Annotated in this window: 5 protein-coding genes and 1 pseudogene; 4 read left to right on the top strand and 2 right to left on the bottom strand. The window is 38.6% G+C overall.

Translation table 11 applies throughout. The features are described 5' to 3' along the window. Nucleotides 1-138 precede the first annotated feature (138 nt). The 4 genes and pseudogenes from AC27IT_RS27160 to dptH form a co-directional block, all read left to right on the top strand. A pseudogene (locus AC27IT_RS27160) lies at nucleotides 139-263 on the top strand (transposase); the annotation flags it as partial. A gap of 228 nt (nucleotides 264-491) precedes the next feature. Then, nucleotides 492-2,756, top strand: a complete 2,265-nt coding sequence (dptF, locus tag AC27IT_RS27165; protein ID WP_122953527.1) for a DNA phosphorothioation-dependent restriction protein DptF — start codon at nucleotides 492-494, stop codon at nucleotides 2,754-2,756. After that, the gene (dptG, locus tag AC27IT_RS27170) at nucleotides 2,756-4,144 is read left to right on the top strand and encodes a DNA phosphorothioation-dependent restriction protein DptG (protein WP_487092228.1); all 1,389 of its coding nucleotides are present in this window, start codon (nucleotides 2,756-2,758) and stop codon (nucleotides 4,142-4,144) included. The genes dptF and dptG overlap by 1 nt, the downstream gene beginning before the upstream one ends. Then, a complete protein-coding gene (dptH, locus tag AC27IT_RS27175; RefSeq protein ID WP_242507401.1) occupies nucleotides 4,125-9,461 on the top strand; it encodes a DNA phosphorothioation-dependent restriction protein DptH in 5,337 nt (1,778 codons plus the stop codon). Before dptG ends, dptH begins: the two co-directional genes overlap by 20 nt. A gap of 27 nt (nucleotides 9,462-9,488) precedes the next feature. Here the strand turns inward: dptH and AC27IT_RS27180 are convergent, their stop codons facing one another. Together AC27IT_RS27180 and dndD are read right to left on the bottom strand one after the other, a co-directional pair. Then, entirely contained in the window at nucleotides 9,489-9,860 is a 372-nt protein-coding gene (locus AC27IT_RS27180) for a hypothetical protein (RefSeq protein WP_122953480.1), read from the bottom strand. A 7-nt stretch (nucleotides 9,861-9,867) separates the two neighbouring features. Beyond that, nucleotides 9,868-11,880, bottom strand: a complete 2,013-nt coding sequence (gene dndD / locus AC27IT_RS27185) for a DNA sulfur modification protein DndD (RefSeq protein WP_122953479.1) — start codon at nucleotides 11,878-11,880, stop codon at nucleotides 9,868-9,870. Nucleotides 11,881-12,247: the final 367 nt, after the last annotated feature.

Consider the following 12,247-nt stretch of genomic DNA (forward strand, 5'->3'; position numbering starts at 1 on the left):
AAAGACCAAGGTAGACTTAATAGAGTGATGTTGGCAAGTGCCTATTTATTTTTCCGCCTTGTAAAACGCAGGCTAGCTCTGCATTTTTACGCTGCGATTTTCTGTACTTTTATTATGCGATATACACGTATTCGAGCGCATCACAGTAAGGCGGTCAAAGCTTGGTTAGAATCCAAATGCTGAGTGGATTGAAGTTTCTTATCTGCCTTCTTACTCGCCAGAAATGAATCCAGACGAATACCTTAATGGTGACTTGAAACGACATGTTCATTCAGGAACACCTGCAAGGGATAAAAAAGTTCTTGAATCAAAAGACTGCAGTTACTTGATGAAGATTCGCCGCAAAAAATCACACATCACAGGGTACTTTAGAAATCGACATGTCTAACGCTGCATATTTTTAGATATTTAGACACTGGATTAATAAGGTCCAAATGAATGCAAATTATGATAAAATCAGGAATAATAGTACGAAAGTCGGAGATGATAAAATGCCTGACCAATATTTTTTAAGCTTTATTGAGCATATCAGTGATGTGGCAGCGCATACTGCAAAGAAAATGGAAGAGCTGATCTATGAAGACCCGAGTAGTGCAATCATAAAAGCAAGGCTTTTTGCAGAAGAGATCGTAAATGAGGTTTTCAAACAAGAAAACTTAGATGTACCATATGCTTCCACCTTTTATGACAAAATTTCCTTTCTGTCAAAGGAGGGTTTTATTAGACGGGAGATTCAATCGGCGTTTGATACCATACGAATCACTGGTAATAAAGCAGCTCACAATGGAGCCTTCAATGATATAACAGAAACATTTAAACTGCATAAAACGATGTACAACATCGCTGTTTGGTTTTATGAAGTTTACTCGAAGGAACAACTACGTATTCCTTTGTACGAACACCCGAAACCCGCTAAAAGTGCCCTCATTGACATCGATGAAATTAAAAAACAGATCATGAATGATTTAGTAAATAGAGAAGAGTTAGCAAAAGGGAAATCGAATGAAGGTCAAGCTGTTACAAACAACCTATTAGAGCTTCCACAGGACCTCGCTCCTGGCGAAAGTTATTTAGCAAGACAGCTCAGGAGACTGCAAGATTCTTCGAAAGAAGCGATCGAAAATGCGAATACATTTAGTGATTTTAAAAAGTATTTGCACGTAGAAAGAAAAATTCAGCTGGATTTTGAGTGGATATTACAAAAAAACAAAGGGCTTTCAAAACCGAATTTAATCTTACTCTGCGGAAGTGTAGGGGACGGAAAATCGCATTTACTTGCATATTTAAAAGAGCACAAACCTGAATTGTTAGAGGGTTATCAAATTTTTAATGATGCAACGGAGAGTTTTTCTCCAAGTAAAAATGCAATGGAGACATTGGCAGAAGTCCTCCATGACTTCTCAGATCAGGGAATCGGACAAACCCCCAAAAAAGTCATTCTCGCGATTAACATGGGTGTCTTACATAATTTCATTACAACCGAGCATCAGAATGTCACTTTTGAAGCGTTTCGTAAGTTTATTGATGACAGCGAGCTCTTTAGCCAAAACGTAACTATCTCATTTAGTTCCGAGTATTTTGATCTCATCAGTTTTGGGGACTACCATGAATACGAACTTACGAATGAAGGGGCTACGTCCCAATTTTACTTATCCCTATTGAAAAAAATTTTTGGGAAAACGGAAGATAATCCGTTCTATCTTTCCTACACAAAGGATCTTGCACGCAACAACCGTACCATGGCGCACGATAATTACGAATTTATGCAAGCGGAGTTTGTACAAGAACAAATCGTCAATCTGATCATCCAAGCCATTGTCAAGGCGAAAAATGTAATTTCCACAAGAGCGTTCCTGAATTTTATCGCAGATATTGTAATGCCCGATCAGAATAGTAAAAGTGCTGAACTTACAGACATGGAACGGATCCAATGTTCGGTGCCTAGTCTCCTTTTTACAAAGAAGGAACGGTCTCCGATTCTAAAATCGATATTCGATTTGGATCCCATTCACATTCGGTCCCAATACATCGACAATATTATTATTTATTTAAACACGACGAATGAAGGATTTAGAAACATTGATGAATATGTATCCTCTCCAAAAGGAAAAGAATGGATCGCGCCATTTCTTCAAGAGGATAGATTATCTGATTATACGGTTACCCAATTATCGATGAGCATCATTCGGCTCGCATTTTTAACAAATCCCGTCTTCGCTAGCTATCTAGAAGATGATTCCTATACGACATTTATGAAACATTTGTATGGCTTCAATACAGGAAACAAAAGTTCCATTCGAGAGGTCTATGACAATGTAAAGGAAGCTGTTTTTAAATGGAGAGGCAGCCCAAAACGTGACTATGTTTACCTCAATAAACCAAATGAGACGTACCGATTGGCCCAAAAGCTAAATATAAGGCCTGTTATCGATCACCTGAAACCAATCCAGAAGGATATTCTCCAATCATTTAAATCAACGCTTCTGGTCTGCTATACCAAGGGTGATGGGGAGAGCAAAGCCTATTTAGATATTGACTATCCATTGTATCAACTATTGGAACGGGTGCGACAAGGGTACTGTCCAAATAAAAAGGACGAAGAAGATGCGACCAAGTTTGTTGAATTTATTGACAAAATGATGCATTTTGGTGACAAAAACAATGAATTGTTGATCCATTTCCCGTCCGATGCTCGTTTTTATCACTTACGACGAGATGATTTTGCTTCTTTTGTTTTTGAAAGGGAGAATTCATAATGCGTACAATTTTGCAGATCGACAAACTAATCACTACCTTAGGCAAGGGAAAACATGATACAGGAGAAGTAATAGCAATTTTGCCATTTTCATCGAAATCCGCAAAAGAAGTTCGAGACCATTTTTTTGAAGTATTGGGCGAGTTAGTTAGGAATATTTGTGAACTCGAGTTAAAACGGAAGAAAAGAAAGCCCGAGGATGAACTTTCTTACACTTCGAATCCGGTTATCGAACAAATACTCCGAGAAATTGAATATTCAGCGGATGATGAATATGATTTAGAGAGATTTTTAAATCAACATTTGTTCGGGCAGGATAATCGTATCAAAATAACGCATCCATATTTGTATAATTTAATTCCCGTTCCGGAGAAGGATGTTTTTAAGAAGTTTGGTCACTTTATTCACAATGTCTTAATTCAAGAAAATGAAGAGATTATAGCTTTGTTTAAAGCTAAAGAAACAAACGATATCTTAACGGAACTCATTCTGAATAAATTAGAGCTACCCAAAAGAGAAGGGATTCAAAAAAAGGAATATCAACCGTTGTTAGATGGGTTCACGAAACTGTACCAAGAAGACCTTTTGTATATAAGTAAACATAAAGAGTATTTCATATCGAATTTTCCGTTACTCACCCATTTTTATATTTTTATATATGTTTGCCAGTTACTAGCGAAATTCGATGCGTTTGAAAAAGCAAATTATCAAACAGCGTCTCCATTTTACTTTGCTCTTGAATGGGAATCGATGAGCAAAAGAAGAAAAGCAGCGGAAGACTTTAATTCGTTTCGATGGATCAAAGAAAATGCAAGTGACCTATTTGTCCATGTCCATACCATGTCGCAATTAAGCCATATTGCTGATGGACAAAACAAAAACCTTAGATTTCATACCTACCACGATTTATTGGTGTTATTAAAAAAGCAGGGCGAAGAAAGCGAACAACAGTATCTGAGTGAATTAAAGCAGTGGATTGAGAAATATCGAGATCTATTTTCGAAAAAAGTTACTCCAAAAGAGGAACCCGCTACTTTGTCTGAAGCCATTAAAACGTTATTTAATAGCCTAAAAGAGGGGATGAACTCAGATACATGCGAAAAGTATGGGAAAAACATTGAGGATTTGGGCGGACATACTTTTCTGAAAGTACGTGGGAATTTGGGAACGGTTTTCAATATGAATCACGATCTACTTCTCTTGCTTACAGCAGTCTGTGTAAAAGATAAAAGAATCCCATTAAATAAGCTATTTGATGAAATGGCTGCACGGGGTGTTGCTTTCGACCGCCATTCTAAAAAAGCGATTATTGAACTATTTGACACGTTAAACATCTTGGATAAAAAAAGTGATAGTGGTGATGCACAGTATGTCAAACCAATTCTATGATTATATTACGGAATCGTTACTGTCTTTTTTCAAAGAAACGCAAATTAAGCCGGGAGATCGATATTATCTGCAATTGGATAAACCAGAAGATGTTCAAAGCCTCGTTGAGTCCTTGCAAAACCAAGAAAATGTCAAACAGTTTGTTTACAAACATGAGTTTGGCGATCCCTATATCACGTTTACTATTGAGATCAACGATGTGCAGCTCATTATTGCGAATACCTCTGAAACCGTAAAACCAGACTTTCTGGTGACGCTTCGAAACCAAGTGGGGGAACAACAGAATGTTTGGCGAAATACGGCATTGTTTACTGTAGTTTCTGAACAACTGGATTCGATCCAAGGTGGAAGTAGCGACTTGCAAAAAGATGGGATGCCTCTCCATCCTCATTCCATCGTTAAGAAATTAAAACAAGAAATTGAAGACAGTGCGTTGGATAAAGTCGATCAGATTATCCTTCTCGACAACATGCAAATGATTCTGCAAGAACAAATGTTTCAACAGATTACCTTTTTTGATTTTGAGGAAATATTTACGACGCTATCGCGAGGATATATTGAGGATAAAGACTTTAAGAAATTTGGTTTGTTTAAAGATCCTGATTTAGCGACATTTTCCGGGAGTAGCCTGAAGAAGCGGATGGAGTTAAATCGGGAGTTGTTTGACTATGTTCGGAAAGTCCATGATTTTGGCTATGAAGATGACGAGCTGGACAGAAAGTTTTCTTCCACGGGAACGTCAAAATTAAAAGGCGAAGATTGGTCGGATCTAAGCTTCTCTGAAGTCAATAAGTATTACGAAGAAAGACAGGAAATCAATAAAAAAACGTCCGTAGATGTCAAAGAACTTGTTATCAAGGGTGGGTTGAAATATTGGGATAAACCGCATAAAGAAACAGCGGCGGGGCACCGAAAACGACATCTAATTATTTTTAATCCAGACCACAAGAGTGAAATTGAATTGACGATTGCATTCATGTTTCAAGGTGGGATAAAAAGTTTATCGGACCAATACGTGACAGTACCCAATGCATGCAAAAAAGACGTGACCGTTGACGTCGGACGTATTAATCTCACGGCGAAAATTACAGCCAAAGCAAATGAAACGACCTTTGTGAAGTTTTTTTACAGACATGAAAAGAAATCGAGTCTCGGTGCGGAATTTCATATTGCGGTTGTGCCTATTGAGGAGCATGTTTTAGATTCCTATAAGACAAAGTATGTAGTTGAAGCGAGTGATCGCTATATCGGGTTCCAAACTGACCAAAATGAAATCACAATCGGATCCGCCTTGAACGAGAAAAGCATGGATGTAAGTGAGTACGGTCAGTTTGTTCGATTTAGTATGCATGAAAAAATCATTGCCAAACCTCAACCAGATGCCTTTAACGACGAGGAAGAGTTATTAATTAATTTTCAAGTTGAAGAGACGGAAGCCATCATCCCCGTTTTACTAAAAAACGAAATTCCGGAGTCTATTCCTATTACAAGTCAGAGGATCTGGAAATTAAAGAGAGAGAATGGCTTAGATTTTGAACGTGTACACAATCGACTGATTTTCGGTAATCGAGAGTTTTATATGAACGCCGAAGACAAACAGTTTTTTGATTGGGAGCATGTCTGGATTGAGAAAGGTATGAAGTGCGCTGAAGTCGAGTCGGAGATGTTAGTCCAGGTGGATCTTGATTTAAGTAGTGAGCTGAGGGATGCTTACAGTCGCTTTATGAATTACTTTCGTATAAAGCGAAATATTCCAAGTCTCTGTCATTACAATGAAGATTTGATGCAAAGAGCGAAGGATTACGTTATAACCTACATGAACGAGATCAAATCATTTGATGAAAATGAAGCAGCGGGAAAACGCGGCCGCGATCTCTTTAAGTTGGGCGTTGTCTCTGCCAATCAGACCATTTACTTTAGTCCCTTCCATCCGCTTCTTGTGGCATTTCAGATTCAGTTATATTCGCTTTTGTCAAATGAGGAGATCGATAATAATATCCTGAATCGCTTAAAACCGGATAGTTTAGTTCCGTTAATTAATCTAGGCAAGGAACAACTCTATAAACCCGACAATCAAAGTGCAGTAACAGAATGGTTGATTTTCAAGCCCGTCAATCAAGTAACCGTTTCGGATGCTAATCGATATTTGGCCAAACTCATTGAGGATAAAATTGCCCAGTTTGAAGAGCATTTTGGTTATTTGTTCAGTGAGCAATCCAAAGCTCCATTACAAATCAATTTAATTAACATTGAAAATGATTATGAAGTATTACGAGGAATCGTGAACTGGATTCTAAATAAAATCGAGAGCAAAGGCATTGATGCTGTAAAGACTGTGGAAATCACGCTGTATCGCGAACACAATTATGATAGTGCTTTTGATTTGTTTTCCAGAACCGATTCAATCGATGAATTCCAATCGAAGTTTAATATCAAATTGTCATCCAAATACTATGAACCGCAAGATCTGCTGAGAACGATTCGGGCCCGTCTTTCTTACTATAAACAACAGACACAAGATAATTATAAGTACGCCCACATTTCGTTTTATAAGATGCATGCTCAGGAACAATTTGCTGTACAACCGATGGCAGACATGGTTACGGGGATTTCCCTTGATGGACTATTCTCAAATGTCCCTTCTATGAAGGGAAAAGAGAATTACCGGAGTGGTTTTGGAATCAAAGCATATTCCCTGGATGAAAAAAATTTGTTGGTCCAGATGGCGTATTACTTTAACGAGTTGAGTGCAAACCTCCGGAATGAAGGGAATGATACGTACCGAAAAGGAGAAGCGATCTTCTCTCGAACAACAACGGCGGATGAAAAAGTACTGGAGTCCATTTTCTCCTCTTCATACTGGGTTACTTTCGTGGATCCTAGTATCGACCTTGAATTCTTTCATGAATACGGAAAGAATTTGGTTGTAATTCATTATAGTGATCAATATTCTTCCTCGAGTCGATACGATGCGATTACGGTCACCGATAAATCGCAACAATACTTCTCTGTCATTAAAGAGTTCCTCAAAGATAAAGAGGTCAGTTGTGACGAGGGAAAAGTCAAAAATACAATCAAAGCTTTTAACACCTTTAATGGGGAATGGTTGCTTCGCATTATTGGCAGCAAGGGACATTATTCGCGTGAGAAATTAAGTATCATTTCAGCCATTAAATTCAGTTTGGCTTATTTTGATCATCCAGAAATTTTGTGGGTACCGATTTCGTTAGAAGAGATTTTACGCGTAGCGGGGGCTGTTAGCTTAAATAAATCAGAGGGTGTGTTTACGGCCAAGAATCTTGGTGTAAAAGGAAGTCACAGTGATGACTTATTACTTATTGGTTTAGAGCAACGCGATCAACAATTATTTATGCATTTTTACCCCGTCGAAGTGAAAATCGGTTTTAATCGAAACGAAATATTGGATAAAGCAAAGAAACAAGTGAGTAGTACCAAAAAGTTAATCATGAATGCATTGGGAGATCCCAATGAAAAGGCCTTCACGAGAAGATTCTATCGGAATTTCTTTGCCCAGTTGTTTATTTCGAATGCGAATAAACTTAAGCAAAGTCAATTTTGGGAATCGAAAAATTATGAGCTCACAGAAGCCGTCTTCGAAAAGTTATTAAAAGATCAGTTTACTCTTGCTACCCATCTCCATCCATTTATCGGTGATGGTGCGGTTCTCTCTTTCCAAAGAGATGCTTTTCACCGCAGTTCTCATCTTGAGGATGGGGTTACTTATATGAATCTGACTGAATATGACGGTTATAGTGGCTTGATCCAGTCCATGGAGGACATGAGGGAGTGGATTCAGGAAAAAGAAGGCGATCTAGTAAAAGAACAACTACTCTCCAACATATACGATGCTAAGAATGTTATTCATCAGGAGCCGATGCTGGTACTGCTGGATAATCATGAGCAAGGATCCGAGGAAGAAATGGTCGCAGAAAACCTTATCGACACATCTGTAGAAAAAGAGGAAACCATTTCACTTGAAGATTCGGCTACTCAAATGGAACTTGATCAGCGAGCAGGGGACACTGATGAAGACAGGGAGCAGCATATACCTGAGGTGACGGAACTCGGTAATGATGGTGAAACGGATGTAATGGAGGAGAAAGAGGATGAGGTGGGAAGTCAGCCTTTAACGCCCCACCCTGTTACGCCCCCAGCAGAAGAGGGGGCGGGTATTCTCAAGGATACCAGAATATTGATTGGAAGAGCTGAGAATTCCAATAAGAATATCTACTGGGAGTATGGAAACAAAGGGATTGCGAATCGCCATTTATTGATTTCGGGTAGCTCTGGACAGGGGAAAACATACTTTATGCAATGCTTGCTCCTGGAAAAAGCGAAACAGGGCATATCTAGCATTGTGATCGACTACACGGAAGGCTTTTTACCGAATCAGTTAGAAGCAGAATTCGTACAAGCGCTAGGTCCCCAATTACAGCAACAGATTGTGTTTACCGAACAGTTACCGATTAATCCATTTTTGAAAAATGTTCGGGACATTGGAGGAATCACGCTTCCTGAATCCAATACAGACGTTGCAGAGAGAATTAAAAGTGTCTTTTCAGCTGTTTACAAGACGCTGGGAATTCAACAGCTTAATGCCATTTATGATGCGATTCTCACTGGTCTTGATCGTTATCAAGATGAAATGAGTCTCCCTCTGCTTCGTGAAATTCTCGAAGAAGACGCATCCACATACGCAAAAACGGCACTATCGCAAATTCGACCCTTGATCGATCGAAATCCGTTTAGTAACAAGGATCCCCTTAATTGGCAAGACATTGTTGAGGGTAAGGGGACAGTGTTTGTCATTCAGTTAACAGGATATCCTAGAGATGTGCAACTGATTATTACAGAATTCGTCTTATGGGATCTATGGAATTACGCGGTAAGGTTCGGAAACAAAAACAAACCGATTCCAATCATTATGGATGAGGCTCAGAACCTCGATCATTCGGAGAAATCGCCTTCCGCCAGGATTCTTACCGAAGGGCGAAAATTTGGATTGTCTGCTTGGTATGCAACGCAATTCCTTAAATCGCAATTATCAGCAGACGAACTCGCTCGTTTACAAAATGCATCCCAGAAAGTGTATTTTGCTCAGCCAGAACAGGAAGTCTCGTATGTTGCGGCTGGTTTATCCACTACTCCGGCAGATCGCAAACTATGGGAAAATAAACTTTCTTCCTTGAAAAAAGGTCAGTGCATTGTACATGGTCCGATTCGAAAAGACGATGGCGACCTGAGCAAACCTGTTGTCACCGTGGTTGATATTACATCCCTATCTGAACGAATCTAAAAAAGGTGTCCCATGGGGACACCTTTTTTATTGGAGGATGAGGAGCCGAAAATCTTCCATCGAAGTCTGTTCTTCTAATTGCTTCTTAATCATACGCAATCCAAATTCAATATACTCAAGCATATATTGGTGTAAGAGATCTTCATCGAGACCACTTTGCGCTTCGTTTACTATGAGCTGACGAAATAATAAAAACTCACGTTCTTTGATGAGATGATCGGGGATCGTCCACTTCGGTAAATGATCCTTAAAGTCTTCGTTAACGCGGCCGGAAGCTTTTGAAATGCCTTTCGCAAGCGCGATTTTTATGGCCGTTGGACGATCAATTTCCAATGCTTCTGTCAGTGTATCTAGAATTTCTTTGCCGGTTCCAGAGAGAGACATTCTTCTAGTCGCCATCGTTATTTCACACCTTTACGAAATCAAAGTAACCGTCACGAATAATCGTATATTTTCGATTTTGATCATAATCAAGTAGATACTGACGATGTGAGGTGTTTTTCATCAAATCAACGTAATCTTGGCTAATTTCTGTGTCAGTTGAGAGAATGATGACTTGCTCACTTAGTTCTTTATAGTAATAGTTAATTAAGTGATTCCGGTGATAGCTATCCAGTCGTCCAAGAGGTGTGTCAATTACCATGGGTAAAGAAAGGTCAGACGCTTTGGTTAATGCCCAAATAAGCGAAGAGGCAATCATCTGCATTTCACCAGCAGAACGTTCCTGGATACTGATTTCTTGCAACTTATCATTATAGAGCTTGATGCTATAGGTTTGTATGTCAAATTCGATGACGCCAAACTCATCTTGTTTTCGAAATAATTTATTCAGCATAGATGCAAACTCTTCTTTAATAAAGACGGCCTTTAAATGTGTCATCTCGCTTACGTATTGATTGATCGTTTTAATTAATCGATTGACATACTCTAATCGGTTCGTAAGATCTGCGTAATCATTATTTTGGTCAGAGACTCGTGTCAACTGGTTTAAAAGGTTCGTTTTTGTTTCTTTAGATCGATTTAATTTTGCTTGAATGTTTCGGAGTTTTAAATCGATTTCTCCTAATTTCTTCGTTAACGTATCAATTTTTTGGTTTTCTTCCGAGATATCGACAGACTCTGGCGCGGTACGCAGTTCTTGTTCGATGTCCGATAATTGTGTAGAAAGCTTTTCGATTTTATTGATGGAAGATACGATTCTGTGCCGATCGTGGACGGGGAGATTCATCAGATAAGTATACTCGGAATGTGTAATATCATGAATTTCCTCAATGTTACTAACTTCCAATGTAATATTGTTTTCCTTCGCCCAAATTTCTTCTCCCATACTTTTAATTTGCGATAATTGAACATCTGACAGTGGAGGAGAAATAGGGGTGTCAAACAATTGGTTAATAAAGTTTCGATAAGGAACTAAGGCAGAGTCTTGGATAATGCGTCTTTGTTTTGAATCATGTTCCGTTTTCAGGCGTTTTTTCAGGGCAACAATTTTCTCTGATAAGATAATCGATAAGGCATTTTCTTTAAATAATGTGGCGAACTCTTCAGTTTCGATCTGATATTGAGTAGAGAGCTGAGCCTGTTTCTTTATGATGACTTCTCTCGACTTAGAGTTATTTGCAATTTTCTCATTACGGCTTGTTTTCGCTTCGCGAATGAGAGCTTCTAGCTTATTCTTCTCTGCGATGGACTCTGATTTTCTCTTTTCAAGTGTCTCCATTTCTTGTTCCGTATTAGCCAGTTCTTCTTGAACGTTCTTCAACTTTTCTTGATTGACTGCTTTGGCTAGATTTTGTTCCAAGGAACTTTTCATAGAGCTTAAATCGCTAAGTAGTTGCTTGTAGGCTTCTAGCCCAGTAATTTTATGAATCGCTTCTTTCATTTCGCTGCTATCCTGTCGAATAATAATATCTTTGATCTCTTCACCATCAAAGATAAAAAAAGGAGCTGCGTGGAAAGGTATCATTTTATCAATGAATCGATTGAATGCCTCTATGTTTTCAATATGAGCCTGTTTAGGAATTTTTACACCAGGTTTTCGAATCGCTATTTCCCGATTTTCATTAATGCATCGTTTATTGTGATCAAAGTTCCATTGCGTTTTTAGTTCCCAATCTTCACCACTATCAGTTTCTAAAATGAGTGTAACGGAACAACTTCTACCGCCCTCATCGAAGAATACATTGTTAATCACGTTGGAGAATAGCTTTTTATGTTCTGCGTCGGAGATCCCTCTTTTGCCAAATAACGAATAATGGATGGCTTTGAGAATAGTTGTTTTTCCTGCCCCGTTTAATCCACCAAGCAGAATAATGTTTTTTCCTTGTTCTTCTCGTATTTGTTTTGGGATATAAAAGTCAATTTCTTGGCGGCCATAATAGGTTTTATAGTTATCAAAGAGCAACTTTTTTAATAACAATATTTATCACCCTAGTTTTTCTTGGAATAGAAATCGATTAAATCAAAGTACTCTTTTTTTCGTGCATTTGGAGAAAGGTTTTCATATGAAAATTTTACGGCCGATTTAATGATTTCATAGGCTAACTTTGTTGGTATCTTATTCTCACTACAAAGCGTAGAAAGAAGTTGTAACTCTTTCTCTTTAAACTTATTCATTGTCGGTTTAACCCCTTAAAATTTGAGTCTTTCTCCCTTATTCTCGCATTTTCATATGCTTCTTCCCTCCTTCAACCACCTAGGAGTCTAGGAAGGAAAACGCCTAGCGTCAAGGAGATCACTTGACCCCAGACGTTTTCCTTCCTGCTTGTCAGCTAGGTTGAAGTAGG

This window comes from Brevibacillus sp. YAE8, assembly GCF_057543335.1.